Source organism: Rurimicrobium arvi (genome assembly GCF_039540495.1).
In the GTDB taxonomy this organism is placed as follows: domain Bacteria; phylum Bacteroidota; class Bacteroidia; order Chitinophagales; family Chitinophagaceae; genus Rurimicrobium; species Rurimicrobium arvi.
Genome location: NZ_BAABEZ010000024.1, coordinates 391,331 through 415,842, shown reverse-complemented (window position 1 = coordinate 415,842; position 24,512 = coordinate 391,331). Strand labels below are relative to the sequence as shown.

The following is a 24,512-nucleotide window of genomic DNA, read 5'->3' as shown; positions in this document are numbered from 1 at the left end:
GCGCACCATCCGTACTGTAAAGACAGAACCGGATCGTACATTAGTTCGTAAATCAGGATACAAGCTCCAAGTATTGTTTCACTGAAAATAAAACGGATATGAACCGCCTGCAAAAAACCGGCTATGTATTACTCTGCTGTATCAGCCTGCTTTCGTTCAGCGAATGCAGCGATGCACAGACAAAACCATCAAAAGCTATGAACGGAACGCACAATAACAATCCTTATTATTCCCGCACAGATACCACACACCTGAATGTATCGGACGAAGAATGGAAAAAGATCCTTCCGAAAGAGGTTTATGATATCGCCCGGGCAAAAGGCACGGAATACGCTTTCTCCGGCAAATATTATAAAACCGACACCAAAGGCACTTACTATTGCGCTGTTTGCGGCAATGCATTGTTCCGCTCAGACAGCAAGTTTGCGAGCTCCTGTGGCTGGCCCAGCTTCTTTGAAGCACTGCGCCCCAACAGTGTTCGGTATGAAGACGATTATTCTTATGGCATGACCCGCACGGAAGTACTTTGCAGCCGCTGCGATTCACATCTGGGCCATATCTTTGACGATGGTCCGGCGCCCACCCACAAACGGTATTGTATGAACAGTGCCGTTCTGGATTTCGTTCCGGACGACCCCAATGCAAAATGACCAAAAAGCAACGCTACGAATTCGTTTTAGACTGGTTTGAACACCACATGCCCGAAGCAGAAACCGAGCTGCTGTATGACAACGCGTTTCAACTCCTGGTTGCCGTAATTCTTTCCGCTCAGTGTACCGATAAGCGCGTGAATATGACCACACCTTTCATTTTTGCACGCTATCCTGATGCTCCTGCTTTAGCCAAAGCTACTTTTGACGAACTTTTCCCGATCATCAAAAGCATCAGCTACCCGAACAACAAAACGAAGCATCTGATCGGTATGGCCCAAATGCTGATGGAGCGCTTCGGCGGCGAAGTGCCGCACACGGTGGAGGAACTCGTGCAGCTACCCGGAGTGGGAAGGAAGACCGCGAATGTGATTACATCCGTAATAGATGCGCAACCGAATATGGCGGTGGATACACATGTATTCCGTGTTTCCGCGCGCATCGGACTTACCACCAATGCGAAGACGGTACTTCAGGCCGAACAGCAGCTGATCAAAAGCATTCCTAAAGAAAAGATCCATATAACGCACCACTGGCTCATATTGCATGGTCGCTACACATGCGTAGCCCGCAAACCCAAATGTGAGATTTGCGGGCTGACACAAGCTTGTAAGTATTATAAGACGATGAACGATTAAGTTCAGTAATAATTGATCCCGATCGCTTTGCGGGCTTCACTGATGGTTCGGGATGCGCTTTCACGGGCCTTTTCCGCTCCTTCTTTCAGAATCTTACGGATAGCAGCCTCGTCCTGCTGCAGACCCAGTGCTTTTTCCCGGATCGGTGCAATGAAACGGATCATATCTTCAGCCAATTGCTTCTTCATGTCTCCGTAGCGGATCGTGCAGCCATTGTACGCGTCCGTAAATGCCGCAACGGTTTCCGTTGAAGAAACAAGCTTCAGCAGCAGGAACACATTCTGAATATATTCCGGCATTTCGGAATTCGCTTCCGTAGGACCCGAGTCTGTCTTGGCTTTCATGATCTTTTTGCGGATCGTATCGTCGTCGTCCGAAAGGAAGATCGTTGCATTCAGGTTTTCGCTTTTGCTCATCTTACCGTTACCGTCCAGGCTGGGGACCTTGATCAGGTTGTCTCCGAAGTTGAACGGATGCGGTTCCGGGAACAACTCACCATACCGGTGATTGAAGCGCTGCGCGAAGTTGCGGGCCATTTCCACATGCTGTTCCTGGTCTTTGCCCACCGGCACCAGCAAAGCTTTATGGATCAGTATATCGGCGGTCATCAGCACCGGATACGTAAGCAGACCGGCATTTACATTATCGGGATTGAGCCGGACCTTATCTTTAAAAGTAGGAACTTTCTCGAGTTCGCCTTTATAGGCAAGCATATTCAGCAGCAGGTACAATTCCGGAATTTCCGGGATATCGCTCTGCGCATATAAAGCCACTTTTTCCGGATCGAGTCCGCCGGCGATATTCTCGGCCACCACACGGAAAACGTTTGCTTTAAGATCTTTTGGGTCGGGATGCGTTGTAAGAGAATGGTAATCTGCCACGAAAAAAAAGCAGTTGTAGTCGTCCTGCATTTTCACGTAATTACGCATCGCACCAAAATAATTTCCAAGATGCAGGTAACCGGTAGAACGGATCCCGCTCACAACAATTTGCTTACTCATAGGGCCTGCAAATTACGTTTTCTATGCTGGCTTTCGATAAATTTTTCAAGCCGGTCACGACCGAAACTGCTCAGGTTATGCTCTTTTGTCAGCCCTGCTTTCTGCGCAACTTTACAGCCATAGTACACATCATCGAATCCGGCGAGCGCATGGGCATCAGGGTTGATCGATAACAACACACCGCGTTCCAGCGCATAACCCACCCAACGCCAGTCGAGATCCAGCCTCCGCGGATGCGCATTGATCTCGATAGCCACATCATGGTCGGCGCAGGCATCAATGATCATTTTATGATCTACAGGGTATCCTTCCCGGCTCAGCAAAAGCCTGCCTGTAAGATGCCCCATGATATTCGTGTAAGGATTCTGAATGGCGGTAAGCAGGCGCTGCATTGCCTTTTCAGGACTCATCTTGAGGTTACTGTGTATCGATGCGATCACCAGGTCGAAAGTCTGCAATACGGCAGGCTCATAATCGAGGCTACCGTCGTTGAGTATGTCCGACTCAATACTTTTATAGATACGGAAACGCCCGTCAAGCCCGGCATTCAGTGCATCTACCTCCTGGTGCTGCGCTGCAACATCGGCCGGCTTCAGTCCGCCTGCATAGTATGCCGACTGTGAGTGATCGGTGATGACCATATATTCCCATCCCTTTCCGATCGCATGCTGAGCCATCGTCTCGATTGTTTCCTGTCCGTCGCTCCAGCGGGAGTGGCAGTGAATAAGTCCGCGGATATCCTTTTCCGTAACGCATTCAGGCAAGGCGTGCTGTACCGCAAGATCCAGCACAGAAGCAGATTCGCGCATGGGAGCAGGAATAAACTGCAATTGGTGTGCGGTGAAAACATCGGCTTCTGCCGCCAATTGCTCCGGTATCGGGAAGCGCTCTTCAAACGCATGAAGGAAGGACGGTTCCGCATTATGGCGGAATAGTTCATGGTATAGCTTTTCGGGCGTGACAAAGCGGAACAGTACGTTGATGCCATCACCAAAAGAAACCAGCAATGTATGGTATTCCGCATCCGGCACCATGCTGATTCCCGGAGCTTTAGCCCATATCTGCGGCAATGTATGCTCCGGCAGATCGGTCAGGATCTCTATCTGCGACACCACTTCCAGCTGGCGCGGAATAGCACCGCACAATTCAAAACGGCTGCGCGGAAAAGATACGCGCAGCTTCTGCACCCAGGCTTCTGCTGTCTTTTCAACGCTGGCCCACAGCTGGAATCCCTGGTTGGCCCTGAGGAAGCTGATGTTCTGCAATACAGCCTCCTGCGTTTTTTGTCCGAAACCTTTGAATGCGGCAAGCCTGTTTTCGTTACACGCATATTCCAGTTCGCCCACGCTTTCTATGCCCATCTCTTTCCAGATCGTGCGCACTTTTTTAGGACCCAGGCCTTTGATCTGCATGATATCCAATACGCCTGTCGGGGTGCGATTGATGATCTCCGTAAGCTGGGTAAGCGCACCTGTATCCAGTATTTCGCGGATCTTGGCAGCCGTAGACGCGCCAATACCCTTACTGTCGCGGATGTCGCTATCCGTCATGGTGCTCAGATCGTGCTCCAGCTGTTCTATATGGTATGCAGCGATACTGTAGGATTTCGCCTTGAAAGCGTCTTCTCCGTGAAGATCCATCAGGCGCGATAGCATCGTAAAAAATTCGGCAATGTCGGCATTCGTCATAAGGCAAAAATAATCCAATAGCCTATCTTTGAACACATGAGTCCTGCCGATTTAAAAGTTTCCCTGATACAGTCCGATCTGGCATGGGAGGCGCCGGAAACCAACCTACGCCGTCTTGAAGAAAAGATTGCCGCCCTCTCGGGCAAATCCCATATTGCAATCTTACCGGAAACCTTCACAACCGGGTTCAGTATGAATGCTCCGGAGCTGGCAGAGGAAATGGACGGACCCGGTGTTCGCTGGATGCAGGACTGTGCGCACCGTTACAGAATTATCATTACCGGAAGCATGATCATCCGGGATGGCGGACAATACCACAATCGCCTGATATGGGCACTACCCAATGGAAGCCGTTATTGCTACGACAAACGACACCTGTTCTCTTACGCCGGTGAAGATGTCGATTTCAGTCCGGGAACAAAACGGCTGATCGTGCAGGTGAACGGCTGGAAGATCTGCCCGATGATCTGTTACGACCTGCGCTTCCCTGTATGGGCGCGCAATACGGACGGATATGATGTATTGCTTTATATCGCTAACTGGCCCGAACGCCGAAACGAAGCATGGGAAACACTGCTGAAAGCACGGGCAATCGAAAACCAGAGCATTGTGATCGGGGTCAACCGTGTGGGAACAGACGGAAAAGGTCACCGCTACATCGGCAACAGCAGCATTTACGGTCCGCTGGGAGAACTGCTGGCCAAAGCAGATCATGCGGATGAATGCATAGTACAATATACCCTGCAGCATTCCGTCATTGCAGACACACGCGCGCAATTACCCTTCCTGAAAGATATGGATCGCTTCAGCCTGCTTTAAGATTTCGGCTGCCAGAAGCAGAGATAGCGTTTGGTTACCTTATGGGCAATATGCTCATTCACCAGCGAATCTTTCATCTCCGCAATATTGCGTAATGAACCATCCTTCATCGCAATCATGATGCGGGAGTCGACCGCATTGTAAGTACTGTTGGAGGTGGTTCCGCGAAAAACAAAATAGTGTAATTCCTCTTCGGTACAACCGATTTCCCTGCGTGCAACCGCCAGTTTTTGATCGTACAATTCGTCTTCTCGCTCATGGTCCAGCACCACTTTATACAGGCTGCGATTGCGATGCATATAGCACAGGCGGGCCAGCACCGGATCTTCTGCGTCCATCCAGGTCTTGATCGCTGTAACGATATCCGAGTCGTCCAGGCGGCAGAAACGATCGATTACGCCCGGATCCTGCTTCAATTGTTCCAGACTGATCGTGTTGTTCAGAAAGTAAGAAAGTGCAGGTGTGGCAGGCAACTGAACACCGCGCATGGACAATTCTTTCGCGCGACGTAGGATATTCACCAGCAGCAATTCTGCTCCCAGCACGGTTTTATGGAGATATACCTGCCAGTACATAATATGACGGGCTATAATAAATTTCTCTACGGAGTATATCCCTTTCTCCTCTACCGCAAGCTCATTGTTGCGAATCGTAAGCATTTTCAGGATACGGTCGTAGCCGATCACACCTTCCGACACCCCGGAATAAAAGCTGTCGCGACTCAGGTAATCGAGCCGGTCCACATCCAGCTGACTGGATACCAGCTGATGCAGAAAGCGCTTCGGATGCTGCGAACCGAATATCTTCATCGCACCGTCCAGCATACCATTATGTTGTTGGTTGATGCGGTCAATAATCACGGAAGACACCTGCTCATGGCCGATCCCTTCCAGCAGTGAATGCTCCAGAGCATGAGAGAAAGGTCCATGCCCGATATCGTGCAACAGGATCGCAAGCCGGGCATCGGTTGAATCCTGCGTGGTGATACCGAATCCTTTCTCCTGTAGTTCTTCCAGAGCTTTACCCATCAGGTGGCAGGCACCAAGTGAGTGCAGGAAGCGGGTATGTACGGCACCCGGATAGACAAAATGGGCTACCCCCATTTGCATGATATTGCGTAAACGCTGGAACCACGGATGATTTACAATTGTCAATACTTCCTTTTCGGGGAAACTTAAAAATCCGTGTACCGGGTCGTTGATTATTTTACTCATTTCGAAAAACACACCTGCCCGCAATGCGGGCAGGGAAAAAATTATTTATTAAGTACTACCAGTCCTCCTGTTGCGGAGCTCCGTTCGGATCGGGGATTTCCTCCTGTTCTCCTTCGGCATCGGCTCCCTGGTAATCGTTGTTGAGTCCTGCACGTTCCTGACTGGTCTCGTCGTAGGTCCCACCGCAATCGTCAAAATTCGGAGGGGCTTCAAATTTCGCATCTGCTTTTACGTTCAGCGTCTTGTCATTATAACAACGCTTCATAAAATAAGCCCAGATCGGCAATGCAGCCGCAGCACCCTGCCCCAGCCTTTCGGATCCGAAGCGCAGGTAACGGTCGTCACAACCAACCCATACACCAGCCAGTATCTGTGGCGTATAACCGATAAACCAGGCATCGGCCTGACTGTTTGTTGTACCCGTTTTACCGCCGATCTCGCTGTAGATACCATACCGGCGCATACGCATACCTGTACCGGCATTGATCACGCCCTGCATCAGGCGCACCATTTTAAACGCCGTATTCTGGTTGATCACTTCCTTCTGCTCAGCAACAAACGACTTCAGCAGGTTTCCGTTTTTATCTTCGATCTTGGTAATAAATACCGGTTGCGTATTGATCCCTCCGGTCGGGAACATCGTGTACGCACGCATCATCTCGTACAGCGAAATGTCCGGAACCCCCAGTGCGATAGACGGCACGCTCGGAATTTCGGCATTGATTCCGCATTTGCGGATGAAATCGATAAATGCGTTCTGCCCTACCTGTTTGATCAGGAACAAAGCGGCGTTGTTGACGGATTTAGCCAGCGCCGTGCGCATAGGCAAAGAGCCATACTCAGAACCGCCCGCATCATAATTCGCTTTTTCCGGGAACGATACAGGTGTTGTGGGAATATTGCTGCAGGGTGAAAATCCATTGTCGATCGCCAGGCAATACAGCAGCGGTTTGATCGTAGAACCTACCTGACGGCGGGTATTGGTGTTCACGTGGTCGAACTGGAAGAAATCGTGGTTGATGCCTCCCACCCAGGCACGCACCTCGCCGGTATAGGGATCCATAGCCATGAAACCAGCCTGCATGAACAATTTCATGTACTTCACAGAGTCGAGCGGACTCATCGTGGTATCCTTCAGGTGTTTGGCATTCTGCCAGGTAAATACTTTCATAGAAACCGGCTTCCGGAGCTCAGACATGATCTCTGCGTCCTTCATTCCTTTCTCCTTCAGCGCCTGGTAACGGTCCGAATATTTGAGCGCACGGTTCACATCGTCCATGTGATTTTTAAAGATGCTTCCGTCGCGGTAACGCGGCTGCGACACAAACAGGGATTGCAGTTCTTTCATATGCTGCGCCACGGCTTCTTCAGCATACAACTGCATCGTTACGTTGATCGTGGTGTAGATCTTCAGACCGTCCTTATAGATATTGTATTCGCTGCCATCTTCTTTCTTCAGGTCTTTACAGATCTTTTTCACCTCCTGCTCCAGCACCTGGCGGAAATAAGGAGCAATACCCTCGTGGTAATCCTGCTTATGGTAATCGAGTTTGATGGGTTTGGCTTTATTGGCCGCGGCTTCCTCAGAAGTGATCTTGTTATATTTTTCCATCTGGCTCAATACCACGTTGCGGCGTTCGAGCGAGCGTTGGGGATTGCGACGCGGGTTGTACAGCGTATTGCCTTTCAGCATACCGATCAGTACCGCAGCCTGGTCGAGGCTGAGCTTATCGGGAGGAACATTGAAAAAGGTGTAAGACGCATTTTTGATACCATACACATTATCACCAAACGGAACTGTGTTCAGATAAAGTGTAATGATCTCATTCTTGGTAAGGTTCTTTTCCAGTTTTACGGCCAGCACCCATTCTTTCAGTTTAATGAAAGGCATCGTAAAGATGTTCGGATTGCGGCGCGGGAACAGGTTTTTCGCGAGCTGTTGCGTAATGGTTGATCCGCCGCCCTTTTTACCGAGCAGGAACACTGCGCGCAGAATCGCGACGCCGTCCACACCCGAGTGATCTTCAAAACGTTCGTCTTCAGTGGCAATCAGCGCATTGAATACATTAGGGGAAATCTCCTTGTATTTACAGTTGGATCGGTCCTGCAGGAAATAACGTCCCAGCACGGTTCCGTCGGCTGCGAGCACCTCTGAGGAAAGCGCACTGGACGGATTTTCGATCTCGCTGATAGAAGGCATATCACCGATCAGACCAAACCAGAGCAATGCAATGATCAGGAAAAATCCCGCCAGGCCATACAGGAACACCCGCCATAAAATTCTAACAGACGACTTCATACACTATTCAAGGAAGATACGGAAGCAAATGTAACTAATTGCAGAGGAATGAGCATCAAATGTTTGACACGTTCCCGGTCAGGCCTCCGGTGTGAATGCATAAGATACGGGCATTCACGGGGAAAGCACCCTGCGTGAGTTCTGCCTGAAGTCCGAACATCATTTTGGCAGTGTACACACGGTCCAGTTCTATGCCGTACTGATCATTAAAAGACTGCATCCACGCGTTCAGTTCCGGCGGGCATTTACCGAAGCCGCCCATAGCCCAGGCATCGCTGAGCTGCCAGTTATCCCTGTCCGGAGCATCTAAATGGGATCTGACCGATGTTTCCAGGTACCGGCCTCCTTTGATCGGCACATAGCCCATCAACCGCTGAGATGCAGGCAAGGCATTACGCAGGCCCTCAAAGGTAGTGCCCGACCCCACGCTGACACAAATATGCGAAAAGCTGCCGGGGATAAGTGAGGCAATCTGCCCTGCCCCTTTCCGGCCCGCCTCGTTTGCGCCGCCTTCGGGAATCAGGTAAGTGTTATGCAGCAAGTTGGTGACTGCAGCCGATTTTTCCCTGAGATCATATTCTTCGCGCGAAACGAATGCCAACTGCATGCCCATATCCGCGCAGGCCTGCAATACCGGGTTCAGCCGATGGGCAAATTCCGCACCGCGAACCACCCCTGTTATCTGAAGATCATTTGTCTGTGCAGCGGCGGCGGCGGCAATCAGGTGATTGGAATACGCGCCACCGAAAGTCAGCAGGCGACGATAGCCGGCATCCAGTGCAGTCTGCAGGTTCAGGGAAAGCTTATACCATTTATTTCCGGATATAAACGGATGCATGCGGTCCAGCCGCAGCATGGAAACCGCTACGCGATGCACCGGATCAAAGGCCGGTAACGCATCGATACGGATAAGGGATTCGTCTACCGGCTTAATTATAGCCATACTCGGACAGATACGTGTCGGTATCACGCCATTTAGGGCGCACCTTCACAAACAGCTCAAGATGGACCTTACGGCCCACAAACTCTTCGATCTTTTTGCGGGCTTCGATACCCAGTTTTTTGATAAGTGTGCCGCCTTTACCGATCAGGATTACCTTTTGTGTCTCGCGCGTCACGATAATATCCGCTTTGATCACATCCAGCGTTGTTTTCTCTTCATATGAACGGATCAGCACCGCAGCGTGGTATGGAATTTCTTCTTTGAACAGGTGATAGATCTGTTCGCGGATGAGTTCGCTCACAAAGAAACGGGTGGAACGGTCGCTCATGCTGTCTTCAGGATAGAAAGGCGGCGCTTCGGGCAGATGCTCCAGGATAAAAGGAATTATTTTTTCAAGGTTCTTTTTGCCCGCAGCCGAAATCGTTTCCACCAGGTAGTTAGGGAAACGCTGCTGAAAGGCGTCCTTAATACGCTGCAATTCTGCGGTGTCCTTGATCAGGTCTGCTTTATTGAGCAGGAGCACAACCGGCACTTTCAGCTTCAGCTCGGCGTCGATATGTTCAATTTCCTCCATGGGTTGGGTTATGTCGTGCATCAGCACTGCCACATCCGCATCTTCCAGCGCGCTTTTCACCTGCATCATCATTTTCCGGTGCAAAGCATACTTCGGTTCAATGATACCCGGGGTGTCTGAGAACACGATCTGGTAGCCCGGTTCGGTAAGAATACCCAGGATACGGTGGCGTGTTGTCTGAACTTTAGGGGAGGTAATAACCAGGTATTCTCCGAGCAGCGCATTCAGCAAGGTGGATTTCCCGGCATTGGGAGCGCCGAAGATATTGACGAATCCGGCTTTGTGAGGTGTCGACATGGCGCAAAGGTAGCCTGCTCCGGAAATCTTTTTCAAAAAAAATCAAAATAGATTTTGTGGGGAAATATAATCGCCCTACATTTGCAACCTCATCGCGAGGTAGAGCAGCGGTAGCTCGTCGGGCTCATAACCCGAAGGTCTCAGGTTCGATCCCTGACCTCGCTACTTCCGAAAGCCACTTTCATACGAAAGTGGCTTTTTTATTGCTTCAGAAGTGTGATATTGCTGCAGTTATAAGGCCCAGGTTATACTATCCCCGCAAAAGTGAGACTGAAAAGTGCAGGATGGTGCATTGCGGGGTTCAACATTCGTCTTCCGAGACCGATCGCTGTCTTCCGCAATAACCCGGCTCGTTCAGTTATATTAAGGACGACCAAACACTTACCCCTATGCATAAACACATCGAAACAGAAAGACTCCTGATAAGACCATTAAAAATCACCGACAAGGGCTTTATTCTGGAACTGTTAAACAGTGAGGGCTGGCTGCAGTTCATTGGGGACAGGAAAGTAACAAACGACAAAGAAGCGGAAAGGTATATCCAGAACATTCTCGGCAACAATAAATTTTTTTACAGTGTTTTCGAGCTTAAAGCCACTCATCAGCCAGTCGGTATTATAACATTTCTGTATCGGGATCAGCGGCAGTTTCCGGACATTGGTTTTGCAATGCTGCCACAATTCGACAAAAAAGGTTACGCACTTGAAGCAACTAAAAGATATCTGGAAGAAATGGTAAAGGAACAACAAGTCAGTAGAGTAACAGCCATAACCCTGCCGGACAATTTCAAATCGATCAGACTTATTGAACGGCTCGGACTTAAATACGAAAACAAATTACAGGACGGAGCGCAGGTTTTACATGTGTATTCATTGACGCTTATTAACGACGAGTAGAAGGCTTTACATAGCCGGGGTAAAAAGATCGTAAACCGCTCAAGGTTCCACTGCAAGCACTCACAATGAACCTCATTTGTAAAAAACACTGAAATCCAATATCTTCACATTATAGATCAAGTCCTGATGAAGCATTCGCCGGTTTTACTTATTCTGTTTACGGCTAGCGTCGTATTCAAAAATAACTCGTTCGGGCAGGGCCCGCAGCAGATGTTCTGGGCTTTGAACAAATGTCCGCTGATACTGGCGCAGATCGGTACCAGCGCGTCCGGAGCGTATAGCCTGCGTAAACTAAACTGTAACTATACCGGCAAAGCAATAAAGATCAGGAGAGGCACCACCACTACCGGTACCACCACCCTGGATATCGGCTTTACCAGTACCGGCGATCTGGACACCAGCGCGATCAAGACATTTATAGGCACCACTAACGGCGCCTATATTGATACCTGGTACGATCAAAGCGGGAACGGAAAACACCTCACGCAAACGACACGCGCGAACCAGCCGCGGATCGCCAGCAATTCGGGAGTGATAGACCGCGTGAATTCACTACCGACTATTACTTTCCAGGATGTCAGTGATGAGATGTATGCACCGGCGATGGATATCCAATCCTTCAACGCTGTAAGGAGAGCATCGTCCAGCACATCCTCTACCACCATGCAATACCTCGTGAGTGTTCCGGCGGATTATGACTTTTCGATCCGCTCTTCGTCCTCGACGGCCTACACCTATGGAGACTTCAATGGGGACGATTTCTGGAATACAGGTGGTCTGTACATCAACAATATTTCCACTTACACCTACACGAGCGCTTTGCACAACTTATATTCATACACCGGTTCGGTACGAACCGCCTCTACGTTTTCCTTAAGCTCCACTTTTCTTTCAAGGGGAATGTTCGGAGGCGATCCGGTATCGGAACTGATTGTATTTCCCACTCCGCTTGCAGCCGGGGAAAGGACCACCATGTATCTTGATCAGAAAGCCTATTATTCCCTGCCTTAGAAAACGGTTCAGCGGCGCAAAACACCGCACGCTCTTTTCAATTACCGAAGAAAGAATTAAAAAAAGACCCCGGAATCAAACGATCCCGGGGCTTTTTATTTACTGCTTAGAATGAACGATTATTTCGTGCCATTTACCGGAGTATTGGCTTGCTTCCGGAAAGAGGCATTCATCTCCGGCCCTTTTCCATAAGCTTCCGGAACAAGATAAAATCCTTTCTCCGCAGCTGGTTTCTCTACCTCATTGACGATGCGGTAATAGTTGGCTGCAGCATCCTGACGTACACCGCTCACCTGCCAGCTTACTTTTACATTCGGCTTATCTGTTTTGATCTTAAACGTATTGCCGCTGATTTCTTCCGATACGATTGCCTGCGCAAACGTACCGATACAGGTCAGCTGGTATTTGAAGTCTTTGTTCAGCGCTGCGAAATAGTCAGGCAGTGTAATAGTGGCATCACCGCTCGCGGAGGTCGTCACATTGCCGTTGTACAGATTCATCATGTCGTTGCTTTCCACGGATGAATGCAGCAGGTATTTATTTTGCGGATCCAGCGGATGGTCAATTGCAAATGCCTTTATTGAAGAACTGGCACTTACCGCGTAAATTTTACCGTTGAAATAACCTGCATAGTCCGAAGATCCGCTTCCGGGGCTCACACCGTAAACGCTGTAGTTGGATGTTCCGCTTTTTGCCGAGCCATATATACCATAGTTGGTGCATCCGGTTGTACCGGTAGCCGATACTTCACCCATCACACCATAAGCCTGGGAATAGTTTGTCGCACTGTCCACCAGACCATATACGCCCAAAGCAGTGGAGCGCGTCACAGACCCTTTGTTGCGCCCGAAAACACCGCGCCAGGTACCCTCTCCGTACACCCCGGCCGAGGTGCCTCCCGAACTGGCACTGAGCGTCCCGATGATCGCCGTATTGTAATAAGGAGCCACACCGCCACTTGAACCGGTGCCGCTTACATGCAGTTTCGTGCTGCTGATCGGAGTGGTCGTCCCGATGCCTACTTCCCCGGAATTAACGATTGTAAGCTTGGGTGTGGCGTTTGTAACAAGGTTCACATTCTTTCCCAGACCGGAAGTTCCGAAATCAAGGTCTGCTGTATCGGTCCACATACCGATGTATCCGAGGTAATTTGTTTTGTTGTAAAACGATTGCCAGCCTTTCAGGTTAGACTCAATACGCATGATTTCAGAGCTACCCTTCACATGCAGATCTGCCTGCGGACTGGTCACATTGATACCCACGTTGTCAGGCATATTGCCGTTGTAGATGTTCACGCCGTTTTTCATCCAGTAGCCATTTCCGGCATACAGTGCATACGGAACACTTACCATCTGCTGACTGCCGATGCTGGTGTACCCGGAACCTGCATTGATCTCCACCTCGAGGAATTTCGCACCACTGCTCCAATCCACACCGGCGAGCGTGCCAGTCACTGCAGTTCCTGTACCGATGGCTGTATTCATAATGCCCTGTGCCGTGGTGGTCACCGTATTGGTTTCCTGAAATACGGTAGTGCCCGTAGCGGTAAGGTCGTGTATGGTAAAGCGCACCTGCACCAGCGAAGAACTGAGCGGAGCCCCGGAAGCATTGCGTACTGCCGCCTGGTAATTGATAGCCTGCGGAGCCTGTGCTTTAGCTGCGGTGATCATTGCAGCAACGGCAAATAAAGAGAGTATTACTTTTTTCATAAAATACGATTTTGAATTGTTGAAGATGGAGGGGAAACGTTATTGCTTTACGAAGCGGATACTTTGCAGCAGACGGCCTTCAGCATTACCAAGATTGAGGAAATAGATACCGGAGGGAAGGTCAGTCAGGGGAATGCTGCGTGTATACTGGTGCTGCACCATCTGCGGCTGCTCATCGGAAAAGATACGCCGACCCGTTGCACTGACCAGCGAAACAGTCAGACTGAAACTGGCATCAGCGTTCACCGACAAGGTGATCCTGTCATTTGCCGGATTGGGAAACAAACGATAGCTGGCATTGATCAGTTGCTCACGCACCGAAGAACTGTTGTCCCCGACTTGCTGAAAACCCTGACTCAGCGTGAATGTGCCGGCGACACCCGTATTCGTTACCGCCTCCCCTACCGTATAATCGACCGACATTGACGAACCGGTGAAACTACCGCCGCTGCTGCCCATCACTTGTCTGTCCATGCTCTGCGCGAAAACCAGACCGCTGCACAACAGTGCGGCGAGTGTGCATAGTTGTTTTTTCATAAACTCGGATTTTAATCTGGAATCGAAATTAGAAGGGTTTCTGTTGTGCAACAATCGCATAATCAGGTGCTCAGATACGCGCACACGGCAGGATAAATCAACCGTAAAATCTCCGGCAAGCTCCTCACTGCAGCAAAGAGCATGCATACGATCCGAAAGACCGTTACACCTGATAACCAACAGGAAGGGTTAAGAACGATTGGATGAGTGATTGCCTTTTTTCAGGTAACGGGTAACAGGCCCCTTTGTGGCTTTGCTTCTGCGGAACAGAAAAGTCCGGCAAATAATGTGATGCTGCCACTCACATCTTCCTCAGGATTTGTAAGTTTCCTGCAGCTATCAACGCACAAGCCATTTCCGGGGGAAATGGCTTGCGTCACCGTAATTATGGAATATAATTTTCAGGCTATGCGGCCACGGCTACCTCTTGATGGCAAAGTGGTCAGGCAACTGCCTGCTGCGTGATCTCGCGGATCACCTGGTCCAGTTCGTCGGCAGAATAGCGGATATAGCCGAGGATTTCCGCGCGTTCTTTTTCAGATAAAACATCGCTTTTGAGCAGATCCACCAACCCCATCAAACGCGACAAAGGTGCGCGGACCACATGAGAGTGCTGCCAGGCAATGCCTCTCAGCCTTTCATTTTGTGCTTCTATTTCCTCCTGGTAGCGGTTGCGTTCTGTTATATCGGACATCAGTGCAAGCCTTGCAGGACGCTCCTGGTATTGCAGTGCACTGCTCGTAATCTGCACCTCTATTCTCTCTCCGTTCTTTTTGATATGGGTAAACACTTCCGAACGATACATATGTTCGCTGCGGGTGGCATTACCCAATACCTTCGCAAGTTTGGGTAATTCCTCAGCAGGTCGTATATCGCGGATCGTCATCGACAAAAATTCTTCGCGTGTATACCCGTAATGAAGTACGGCGGCCTGATTCACATCCATAAATGCCAGGGTTTCGAGATCGAACACCCACATGGGCAGCGGACTCATATGGAACAATTCACTGTACCGCTTTCCGGATATGGTAAGCTGCTCGGCCTGCTCCTGCAGCCTGAGCTCCGATTCCTTCCTCAATGTGACATCCTGCACACTTCCATATACCCGCATGCACAATCCCTGGTGAAATTCCCCTTCCCCCAATATTCGCACCCAACGGCTGTGCCCTTCGCCCGTTATCACATTGATCTCAATATCGAAAGCAGGTCCGCCCCTGATCACGTCTTCTATTGCTGCATTAACATGTTCCAACGCCTGCGGGGGGCAAAACAGATCTGCCTTCTCCCAATCCATCTGATAATCTTCACCCACCTCCAGTAATTCTTTCGTAAGTGGCGACCAGTACACCAATCCCGTCTGCGGATGCAGCTCCCAACTGCCGATACGTGCAAGCTCACTGGCTTTCTGCAGCAGACCTTCCAGCTCTTTCTTTTCCGTAATGTCTTTAGCAACACAAAAGAGTACTCCCTTCTCAACAGATTTACGCACGCTCCAGGCCAGGTGAACGACTTTCCCGGACTTTGCAACATACCGGTTCTCAAAATAAATAGTCCGCAAACCTGCTTCCCGGAAAAACCGGGTCCTCTCCTTGCTTTCGTTTACATCTTCGGAATAGATCAGTTCATCAATGCTTTTGCCTGTGAGTTCAGACTCACTGTAGCCGAGCAGCTCGCACATCGCCTGATTCACGCGCTTGAATCTGCGATCATTACCAACCGTACAGATTATGTCCGGCACCGATTCAAATATCTGCTGCAATTCGCGCTTCAATTGTTTGCGTGCTATCTCAGCACCGAGGTGTTCGCCGCACTTCAGCGCAAAATCTTCAGAAAACGTTTCGCGCGCATCCGTACCGAACAGCAGTATCAGTGCACCAAGTATTTCGCCGCCGCTGCGCAGTGGTATACCCAGCCCGTAAGTAAGTCCGGACTGCTCAGCCGCGTTTTTACGTAAGAAATCCGGATGACCGGCGAGATCATTCCAGCTAAGCACAATTCCCTGCTGGGATACAAGTCCTGCCAGGCCCTTTCCAATGGTCATCTGCGGGACATTATCCGGTACAAAAGCCTCACGTATGAGGTCGTTTGCGGCAGCTGTTGCAGAAAGGTATAATTGCCCCTGCTCAGAACTGTTCATCCATATTTCTGTAAGGCCTGCTCCCGAAAATTGCTGCATGTGCCGGGCCGCCCTGACAAGCGACGGAGTGAGCTTTTCCTGCTTGTCGAAAATACGGCTGAGGTCGGCAAGCCAACCAGCCTCACGTTCGTTGCGTTTGCGCACGGATATGTCCGTAATAAATACCGACAACCCGTTTGAGACGGGGTAGACACGGCTTTCCTGCCAGAGATTCAGGGGCGCATAATAGTCTTCCTCCACCACCACAGGAACGCGCTCCTGCCGCGCTTTTTCAATAGCGAGATAGGTAGGCGAGCCAACAGCCTGCGGAAACAAATCCCAGATATATTTACCGAGCATTTCCTCCGCCTCCATACCCACCATACGGCAAATGGTAGGGTTTACATAAGTATAATAAAGCTGATCATTCAAAGCAAGGAACCCATCGCTGACGCCTTCCAGCAGACTACTGATCTGCTCGCTCTTCTGATGCAATTCAGCATCCGCCTCTTTCGCCGAAGTAACATCGAAGCGGATAGCCATATACTGATAAGGTTTTCCGTATTCATTCAGGAATGGTACAATGGTGGTGGCGACCCAATAGGTCCGCCCGTCTTTAGATTTATTGCAAAGCTCTCCACGCCATATCTGGCCGGACGCAATGGTACGCCAGAGATTCCGGATATAGGATTTCTGATGATAACCCGAATTTACGATACGGTGATCGCGCCCAAGCAGCTCTTCGCGGCTATAACCGGATATACGGCAGAAATAGTCATTCACGTGAATGATACGCCCCTGCTGGTCGGTAACGGCAACAATTGCGGCTTCATCCAACGCATATTTATAGGCAGAAAGCTCCTGGACCATTTGCGTCAGATGCTCTTCAGACGACTTTGCATCACTGATGTCGCGGAAATTGAGCACCACAGCCCTGATGCCCGGCTCATACAGCCAGTTGGTAAACACACATTCCAGATACATGAAATGACCGTCGGCATGCCGCGATCGGAACTGGCATGTGCGGGATGCACCGGGTAACTGTATCAGCTCTTCCAGTAAAGACTTTATACGCATCCTGTCTGCCGGATGGATCATGTCATTTACAGAGGCGTCTACCCGCTCATTATCCTGAAAGCCCGTTATGCGCGCGGCAGACGGGCTCCGGTAAATCATACTGAATTCAGCATTAAAAAGGCTGATACCGGAGTAGCTGTGTTCCACAAGCTGCTCGAACAAACCATTGCCGGTTGACGGCGTAATTTCCCGGACAAACTGTTCGCCCATTTTCTTTTCGTAAAACGAGCTTTGGGCCATCAGCGTGTAGCCGGCGAGCCTCCCCGATTCATGCACCGGACGGATATCTACCGATACGCTGCGATCGTTTGTCTTACTGTTACGCAGATCCCATTCCGATTCGTAGCGCCCGTCCCGCAGCGCAGCATGCAGGCCTTCTGCCAGCGGAGCAGCATCAAATAATATACCGGCGTTGTACCCTATTGCAGCACTTTCCGGTAATTGATACAAGCGCGCTGCTCCGGTATTCCAATCGGTAATGATGCCATTTTCATCTATAAAGCAAATGGCAAGGTCGGTCAGGTGTTCACAAAGGGCCGCCAGTTGGCTGCTTTGCGATAAAATTGCATTCATAGCATCAACATTCGGGTTCCTATCTACAAGATAATAAACAATTCTCTATAAAAGAAATATTATAATGATTATTTCGCAGGATTTTCAGCGAATGCTGCAACAGCAATATGCCACTTCCCGATACAGTTGCCATACACTATCCGTACAGCTTAAATGCCCGGATAATAAGCAGTAGCGCAGCGTCATTTTTTACAACTGCAGGATAAAATTGAAGCAGGGAAAAACAGCAGTTTGACCTTACCGGTGCAAGCGGCTAAAGCCGTAAGCCACAGACCAATGATAAAAGTATCAGGCGCCTATAGAGGCTAACATTGCACGTCAGCGCGGCTTTCAAAGCGTAAAGGAAGTATTGCTCCGCATTCTTATTGAAATTCAAAATCTTAATCTAATTATAACAAGGCCGCTAAATATTGCAATTGTTCTTATTTTACCTTATCTTGCGCAGCAAATGAAAGCAACAACAATAGCCATCAATTGCTGACGGCTATTGCGAGATGAAAAGCATGCTTACATAATACAGGAATCAGGAGATCCGGCCAGAACTCAGATTCCCCCGCCGGCAATGGCATTTATTGGGTTGCTTGGGAGCATTGTTCCCTTTAGCGACTCTTTTTTTAGCCCTTTTCGACGGATGTAAGAAACTATAGATGCTTCATTGCAAAAATACACCGAATTCTTTTGAATTCAAAACTTTTATTCGAATTATGCTGAAATCAATGAAAAATTTCGATCTGAAATCGTTCAGAAAAAGTCTCAGACTCACACAAAGCGTACTGGGCGACATGATAGGTGTCTCCGGCAACCTTATTTCCAGCATGGAATTGGGTAAAGCCCAGATGACACTGGACACCTACGACAAACTGAAGAAACATTTCCCGGATATCGACTTCTCTAATTTTCAGCTGGAAGCGCACGACGGGATGGTAACCGAACCGGCTCCTTTCTTCAAAACGCAGGGCTCACAAATGCTGTTCGATATGTACCAGGAAAAGGACCGACAGCTCACACAATGCAATGAGGAAAAAGCCACTTTGCTGCGCGAAATCATCCGTCTGAAAGATGAGCTCGCCAACTCGAAGCAGGCGCATTGATATTAGCTTAAATCATTAGAATTCTTTTTTGTCAGCAATACCCTCTTTGCAGGGCATTGCTTTTTTTGTCTGTATTAATTGATGAAGCTGCACTTTGCATACGCAGCAGCAAATGATGTAAAGAAGGACGCGAATTATATAAGCGCTTCACTCTCAAAACCGGGAACGGTTTTATAGATTTGTCGCGGCAACACCATTATCAAAACCATTAACTGTTCCCGCTTATGGACTTCTCTCAAAAAATTCCGGCAAATAAAGTTCGTCAGGTACTCTTCCTGATCGCCGTTACCACTTTAGGCATACTGCTTTACCTGCAGATGTCGTTTATGCTCAGCGCGTTCCTCGGCGCCATGGCGCTGTATATGATTCTGCGCCGGTCTATGATCAAACTGGTATTTGAAAAGGGATGGAAAAAATGGGTGGCAGCCACGATGCTGATGACACTTTCCTTTATCGTGATTGTGTTGCCTTTTGCATGGATCGCGTATATCCTCGCCGATAAGATCACTCCGTTTATACAGCATCCGGAGATCATCAAAAATACGTTCGTGAAAATGCAGACTTACCTGATACAGCATGTGAAGCTGGACCTGCTCTCCGATGCAAATATGGGTAAGGTAACAACCGGCATCACCAACTTTATACCTACCGTGCTCAGTTCCACCGCCAATACACTCGTGAATCTCGTAGTGATGTACTTCCTGCTGTGGTTTATGCTCATCAATGCGGGTGCCATCGAACGCTGGCTGCAAAAGAACCTTCCCTTCCAGCCGGAGAACCGTCAGAAAGTGATCCACGAAGTGAAGGAATCCGTAATGAGCAACGCAGTGGGCCTGCCGATTATGGGTATTATCCAGGGTATTATTGCGGGCATCGGATACTGGATATTCAAGGCGCCAGACCCGTTGCTCTGGGGTATTGTTACCGGTATCTGCTCTTTCATCCCGTTCGTGGGCACTATGGCGGCATGGGTGCCTATCGCAATCCTCAGTTTCGCATCAGGCGATACCGGCAATGCAATCGGTCAGGTGATCTGGGGACTTATTGTGATCGGTTGCTCCGACAACGTATTCCGTATGATCCTGCAACGCCGCATCGGTAATATCCACCCGATCATCACGGTATTTGGTGTGATCGTGGGACTCAATATGTTCGGCTTCCTGGGACTGATCTTTGGTCCGCTGCTGATCTCCCTGTTCCTGCTGCTCGTAGAAATTTACATCAACGAATTTGTGAACCCGGCGCTGCATGTGGAGCCCATCACACAGCGGAACGGTGGCGATGGCGATGAAGAAAAAGATAAGGATAAAAAAGAGTAAGCGCTTATTGTGCTTTACGGAAACGGTCATCCGTGAGCGCATGCAGAAACGACTCCAGGTCCTGTTTCTCCTGCTCGCTCAGATGCAGGGGTTCGCGCAGCAGCGAATCCCTGTTACGCCCATCCGGTAATACTTTCATGGGATCGTCGTAATAGTCGATCACTTCACGCAATGTTTTAAAACTTCCGTCGTGCATATACGGCGCAGTCATGGCCACATTGCGCAGGCCCGGCACCCGCATTTTACCCAGGTCACTGCTGTCGTGCGTAATGCCGAAGCGCCCCGAATCCGCGTACTGGCGGCCATTGAACAAGCCGATACTGCGGAACTCATCACCCGTGAAATCCGGTGAAAAATGGCATTCAAAACAACGGGCCTTCTCCCGGAACAAATCCCGTCCGCGTATCTGCTGTTCGGTAAGTCCCCCCGGCTCCTCATTCAGCCACCGGTCGTTCGGCGTGTTCGATGTTTCCAGCGTACGTTCAAAAGATGCCAGTGCCGTTGCGAGTCCGCGCGCATCGGGCATACGCCTGAATGTACTCAGGAACAGGCTGCGGTAGCGCGGATTGCGCTTCAGCCGTTTCACCGCTTCTGCAACGGGCAGGTTCATCTCCACGGGATTTGCAATGGGACCCAGCGCCTGTTCTTCCAAGGTAGCAGCGCGCCCGTCCCAGAAAAGCGATTCCCGTGCGCTTACATTCATTGCAGAGGGGGCATTACGTGTGCCCTTACGACCATGCACTCCCGTGCTCACCACGGCAGTATCCGCAAAAGCAAATTCCGGTTTATGGCAGGATGCGCAGCTCACAGAGCTGTCTTCGGAAAGGATCGGGTCAAAGAAAAGAAGTTTGCCCAGTCGTGCGGCCGGAGACATTGGCGGCTCTTTAGTCCCCGCCGAAGCGAGCCCAAGCAGCAGCGATGCCAGCACAACACCGTAGAGCAGATTTCTTTTCATAGCACAAACACCCTGATATATAAAAAGCAGTCCCGACGGAACTGCTTCTCTGTTATTTTTTCGGGTACAGCATTTTATAGTCCATGCGCACCTTGCCGGAAGTAATGTCGTCGAGCTTTTTCTTCAGCAGACGGCGTTTCAGCGGAGGCAGATGGTCGATAAACAGCTTACCCTCGATATGGTCATATTCATGGAGGATCACACGTGCCGTGATACCATCAAAAGATTCTTCATGTTCCTGGAAATTTTCGTCCATATAACGCAGACGCACTACCTCCCCGCGCTTGATGTCTTCACGCACTTTAGGTATGCTCAGGCATCCTTCATTATAAGCCCAGGGAATTCCGGATTCCTCAATTTTATGCGCATTGATAAATACGCGCTTGATGCCCTTTTCATTAGGATATTCGCGCTTGTCTTCTTCATCAAAACCCTCCACAATCTGCTCAGTATCCACCACAAACAGACGGATCGCATGGTTTACCTGAGGCGCAGCAATCCCTACTCCGTTACTGCGGTACATGGTTTCCCACATATCGGCAATAAGTTTTTGCAGGTCGGGAAAAGAAGCGTCTATATCAGGACATTGTACCCGCAGAACCGGGTGTCCGTATGCTACAATCGGAAGAATCATAATTTATTGGAACTGTTAAAGACCGCGAAGTTACGTAAATATCAGTAGCCGGAATGCCCTAAATATTCCTGTAACAGCAGCGTAGCCGCCATTTCATCGATAGCGCCCTTGCGCTCACGGTCTTTCTTTTTCATGCCCGACTCCGACAAGGCACGCGATGCGAGCGCAGAACTGTATTGCTCGTCTATCTGCTCCAGAGTCATATCGGGGAACACTTTACGGAAATTACGTATAAACTTCTCCACCGCAGGTGTGGCATCTGTGGGACTCCCGTCCAACGCGAGCGGGTAACCTACCAGTACCAGGTCCACCACCTCCTGTTTGAAATATCCTTTCAGGTACCAGATCAGGCTGTCGGTTTCTACGGTAGTGAGGCCACTCGCAATGATGCGCAGGGGGTCTGTCACCGCGATACCGCAGCGCTTTTTTCCGTAATCGATACATACTATCCTGCCCAAACCAAACTGATTAATTGATCATGATCCATTGAAACCCGAAACGTATCATCGCATCCTGGGCCGTATAGCCGCGCGTGATGATGATATTCTTATTGAAGAACTGCGGAACATGGTCCATCATCAGGAACGCACGGAAACGCTTTATCTTGAAGTTGAAGAATACGGAGCCGTCCGGCCCGTTGCTCACGCGGTAACTGTTCTGGTAATAAAACTGGTTGAAGAAAGGCGAATAGAATGCCGCGTAATAGCTGCTGTGGTAACGCACTTCCACGCCCGTGGCAATCTGCAGCTTTCCTTTAAAAATAAAGGTCTCCAGCGACAACTGGTGACGCCCCATGAAAGAAGGCACGTTTACAGGTGCCGAAGCCGGCACGATCTGGTACAGCAATTCGTTATCCAGCACCCAGTGCCCCACCCTGAATATTTTCCGTCCCCAGAACTGCGACAAAGAAAATGCAGATCCGTATTGTGAGGGGCGTTGTTCCGCATCGAAATAGAGGTAATTGTTCAGCAGGTAATTCCGCGCACCGATACTCAGGTTCCAGCGAGAGAGGTCATACATCGCAAACAGCTGCGTGGTGCTTTCCTTCGAAAAAGTTGCGCTGCGCTGCCAGTATTGATTCTGGTAGACAGTGTATGTGTACGGTGCATTGTTCAGCTGCTGCGCCGCCCCGATCGTAATACGCCCGAAACGGTCCATGTCTTTGGACACACGACCGTCCAGCAGAAGATTGCCCGTGGCCGGTCCCGTAAGGTAGGCCTTCGCCTGTGCCGAAATATCCCACTGTCCCTGTGCAATGGCCTCTTTACGCAGTACGCCGGTAAGGTAATTGCTTACATTATTATCGCCCTGCGTACCATTCAGGTATTCTGTTTTAAACTGATCGATACGGTTGCCCGCACCTGCGGAAAACACCCAGGGCCGGTCTCCTTTACCGAAGAATCCGTTCAGCAGGAAGCGGTTGTCTGCATAAAACCATTCCTGTTGCGTGTACACGGAGTCGTTTGTGCCGAAGCGTGCAGCAAAAACGGGATCGTAGCGCAGGCTGTCGGGACGAAGGTCTTTATACCGGTAGCGCTGGCTCCCTATCTCCATATGGTGGGAGATACGGAAGCGGGTATTCAACTTTATGGTATAGGAAGTGGAATCGTCGCTGTAGGTAGTATCCCGGCGACCCCAGGAGTATGCATGGTCCAGACTTACCGTTACATCGCGCAGGCGCATCTGCACCGGCGAGCGGGTCTGGCTGGTGAAATTGCTCGTGTAGAAGTTTACCGGAATCGCCTTCCGGTCGGAATATTGCGGGTTGGTCAGGAAAGAATCCGAGGCAATGCCGCCGTTCTCATCGTGCACTTCGCGGTTGTAAACGATTGCAGCGTACAATTTGTAGCGCAGTCCCGGTGCTGTATAATTGGTGGTGGCAGCAATATTATCGCTGCTGTTGCGCTGCCAGTAGTAATAGCCCGGAGATGATGGCTTGCGGTAAGCAAACGCCACATTCCAGTACGGCTTTATATTCTGAGTATGCAATATCTCGGCAAACTGTTCCTGCTTGCTGCCGATATGATAGGTAAAGTTGGTATACGGACGTGTGGTATTGTAATACCAGGCGCTGTCGCTCAGCCAGCGCATATTGTCGAACGTATGATAGCCCAGCGACAACCCCACGGGATTCGAGGGCGTGAACATCAGGTTCATGGCAGGACTACCCTGGTTGCCGAGATCGCGGTACCAGGGCTGACTGAACGGTGCGCGGTGCAGCGTATGCAGCGTGGTATCGCGGTAATTGCGCCGCTCCGAAAATACGCGCGTGCGGTACATCACTGCATCCGTCTCGTCCCAGTCGCTGTTGTTGGTCTTGTTTCTGGAGGTGTCGCGCGGAGTTCCGGATGCCGTACCCGAACTGAAAGATGAAAATTGGGCATGCAGGTCGGCAGCGTTCCCCAGAAGGAAGCAGCACAACAGGATCAGGAAGCCGGAATGTTTTCTCACGCGGCAGCAAAGGTAATTTT

The 24,512-nt window shown here is 50.0% G+C and carries 20 protein-coding genes and 1 tRNA gene; 8 read left to right on the top strand and 13 right to left on the bottom strand.

Annotation, left to right across the window (positions count from 1 at the left end; genetic code table 11):
- Nucleotides 1-98: 98 nt before the first annotated feature.
- Together msrB and nth are read left to right on the top strand one after the other, a co-directional pair.
- Nucleotides 99-650: a peptide-methionine (R)-S-oxide reductase MsrB gene (msrB, locus tag ABD846_RS14345; RefSeq protein ID WP_344828538.1), complete on the top strand. Its 552-nt coding sequence runs from the start codon at nt 99-101 to the stop codon at nt 648-650.
- Nucleotides 647-1,288, top strand: a complete 642-nt coding sequence (gene nth / locus ABD846_RS14340; protein WP_344828535.1) for an endonuclease III — start codon at nt 647-649, stop codon at nt 1,286-1,288. Before msrB ends, nth begins: the two co-directional genes overlap by 4 nt.
- 2 nt (nt 1,289-1,290) lie before the next feature.
- On the opposite strand, the gene trpS is transcribed toward nth, so the two are convergent.
- Together trpS and ABD846_RS14330 are read right to left on the bottom strand one after the other, a co-directional pair.
- Nucleotides 1,291-2,289 (bottom strand): tryptophan--tRNA ligase, encoded by a 999-nt coding sequence (gene trpS, locus ABD846_RS14335; RefSeq protein WP_344828531.1) that lies wholly within the window; start codon nt 2,287-2,289, stop codon nt 1,291-1,293.
- Entirely contained in the window at nt 2,286-3,977 is a 1,692-nt protein-coding gene (locus ABD846_RS14330; RefSeq protein WP_344828528.1) for a helix-hairpin-helix domain-containing protein, read from the bottom strand. Before ABD846_RS14330 ends, trpS begins: the two co-directional genes overlap by 4 nt.
- Nucleotides 3,978-4,013: 36 nt before the next feature.
- On the opposite strand from ABD846_RS14330, the gene ABD846_RS14325 reads away from it, so the two are divergent.
- Complete coding sequence (locus tag ABD846_RS14325) at nt 4,014-4,796, top strand: amidohydrolase (protein ID WP_344828525.1); 783 nt, start codon at nt 4,014-4,016, stop codon at nt 4,794-4,796.
- On the opposite strand, the gene ABD846_RS14320 is transcribed toward ABD846_RS14325, so the two are convergent.
- From ABD846_RS14320 to era, 4 genes are read right to left on the bottom strand one after another with little or no spacing between them, the layout of a single operon-like run.
- The gene (locus ABD846_RS14320; RefSeq protein ID WP_344828522.1) at nt 4,793-6,010 is read right to left on the bottom strand and encodes an HD domain-containing protein; all 1,218 of its coding nucleotides are present in this window, start codon (nt 6,008-6,010) and stop codon (nt 4,793-4,795) included. The two genes, ABD846_RS14325 and ABD846_RS14320, sit on opposite strands and share 4 nt — an antisense overlap.
- 55 nt (nt 6,011-6,065) lie before the next feature.
- Complete coding sequence (locus ABD846_RS14315; RefSeq protein ID WP_344828519.1) at nt 6,066-8,309, bottom strand: penicillin-binding protein 1A; 2,244 nt, start codon at nt 8,307-8,309, stop codon at nt 6,066-6,068.
- A 55-nt stretch (nt 8,310-8,364) separates the two neighbouring features.
- The gene (locus ABD846_RS14310; protein ID WP_344828516.1) at nt 8,365-9,252 is read right to left on the bottom strand and encodes a 1-aminocyclopropane-1-carboxylate deaminase/D-cysteine desulfhydrase; all 888 of its coding nucleotides are present in this window, start codon (nt 9,250-9,252) and stop codon (nt 8,365-8,367) included.
- Complete coding sequence (gene era, locus ABD846_RS14305) at nt 9,239-10,159, bottom strand: GTPase Era (RefSeq protein WP_344828513.1); 921 nt, start codon at nt 10,157-10,159, stop codon at nt 9,239-9,241. The genes ABD846_RS14310 and era overlap by 14 nt, the downstream gene beginning before the upstream one ends.
- A 57-nt stretch (nt 10,160-10,216) precedes the next feature.
- Between era and ABD846_RS14300 the strand changes: the two genes are divergently transcribed.
- The 3 genes from ABD846_RS14300 (at nt 10,217) to ABD846_RS14290 (ending at nt 12,030) form a co-directional block, all read left to right on the top strand.
- Nucleotides 10,217-10,288, top strand: a tRNA-Met gene (locus tag ABD846_RS14300).
- Between the two features lie 224 nt (nt 10,289-10,512).
- Complete coding sequence (locus ABD846_RS14295; RefSeq protein WP_344828510.1) at nt 10,513-11,019, top strand: GNAT family N-acetyltransferase; 507 nt, start codon at nt 10,513-10,515, stop codon at nt 11,017-11,019.
- Between the two features lie 126 nt (nt 11,020-11,145).
- Nucleotides 11,146-12,030: an arabinofuranosidase catalytic domain-containing protein gene (locus tag ABD846_RS14290; RefSeq protein WP_344828507.1), complete on the top strand. Its 885-nt coding sequence runs from the start codon at nt 11,146-11,148 to the stop codon at nt 12,028-12,030.
- Nucleotides 12,031-12,149: 119 nt separating this feature from the next.
- Here the strand turns inward: ABD846_RS14290 and ABD846_RS14285 are convergent, their stop codons facing one another.
- The 3 genes from ABD846_RS14285 to ABD846_RS14275 all read right to left on the bottom strand — a co-directional run bounded on the left by ABD846_RS14285 (nt 12,150) and on the right by ABD846_RS14275 (nt 18,042).
- Nucleotides 12,150-13,739 (bottom strand): hypothetical protein, encoded by a 1,590-nt coding sequence (locus ABD846_RS14285; RefSeq protein ID WP_344828504.1) that lies wholly within the window; start codon nt 13,737-13,739, stop codon nt 12,150-12,152.
- Between the two features lie 39 nt (nt 13,740-13,778).
- Nucleotides 13,779-14,276 carry a T9SS type A sorting domain-containing protein gene (locus ABD846_RS14280; protein WP_344828501.1) on the bottom strand — a complete coding sequence of 166 codons (498 nt, stop codon included), beginning with the start codon at nt 14,274-14,276 and terminating at the stop codon, nt 13,779-13,781.
- Nucleotides 14,277-14,718: 442 nt separating this feature from the next.
- Nucleotides 14,719-18,042, bottom strand: coding sequence for a PAS domain S-box protein (locus ABD846_RS14275; protein ID WP_344828498.1), 3,324 nt, complete (start codon nt 18,040-18,042; stop codon nt 14,719-14,721).
- A gap of 704 nt (nt 18,043-18,746) precedes the next feature.
- Between ABD846_RS14275 and ABD846_RS14270 the strand changes: the two genes are divergently transcribed.
- Both ABD846_RS14270 and ABD846_RS14265 read left to right on the top strand, forming a co-directional pair.
- Nucleotides 18,747-19,133 carry a helix-turn-helix transcriptional regulator gene (locus ABD846_RS14270; protein ID WP_344828495.1) on the top strand — a complete coding sequence of 129 codons (387 nt, stop codon included), beginning with the start codon at nt 18,747-18,749 and terminating at the stop codon, nt 19,131-19,133.
- A gap of 224 nt (nt 19,134-19,357) precedes the next feature.
- Nucleotides 19,358-20,452 carry an AI-2E family transporter gene (locus tag ABD846_RS14265; protein ID WP_344828492.1) on the top strand — a complete coding sequence of 365 codons (1,095 nt, stop codon included), beginning with the start codon at nt 19,358-19,360 and terminating at the stop codon, nt 20,450-20,452.
- A gap of 4 nt (nt 20,453-20,456) precedes the next feature.
- Here the strand turns inward: ABD846_RS14265 and ABD846_RS14260 are convergent, their stop codons facing one another.
- Genes ABD846_RS14260 through ABD846_RS14245 form a run of 4 tightly spaced genes read right to left on the bottom strand, consistent with a single transcriptional unit; the run spans nt 20,457 to nt 24,492 of the window.
- A complete protein-coding gene (locus ABD846_RS14260; RefSeq protein ID WP_344828490.1) occupies nt 20,457-21,407 on the bottom strand; it encodes a cytochrome-c peroxidase in 951 nt (316 codons plus the stop codon).
- Nucleotides 21,408-21,459: 52 nt separating this feature from the next.
- Nucleotides 21,460-22,041 carry a peptide deformylase gene (def, locus tag ABD846_RS14255; RefSeq protein WP_344828487.1) on the bottom strand — a complete coding sequence of 194 codons (582 nt, stop codon included), beginning with the start codon at nt 22,039-22,041 and terminating at the stop codon, nt 21,460-21,462.
- A gap of 41 nt (nt 22,042-22,082) precedes the next feature.
- Nucleotides 22,083-22,499 (bottom strand): Holliday junction resolvase RuvX, encoded by a 417-nt coding sequence (ruvX, locus tag ABD846_RS14250; RefSeq protein ID WP_344828484.1) that lies wholly within the window; start codon nt 22,497-22,499, stop codon nt 22,083-22,085.
- A gap of 10 nt (nt 22,500-22,509) precedes the next feature.
- A complete protein-coding gene (locus tag ABD846_RS14245; RefSeq protein WP_344828481.1) occupies nt 22,510-24,492 on the bottom strand; it encodes a putative porin in 1,983 nt (660 codons plus the stop codon).
- Nucleotides 24,493-24,512 lie beyond the last annotated feature (20 nt).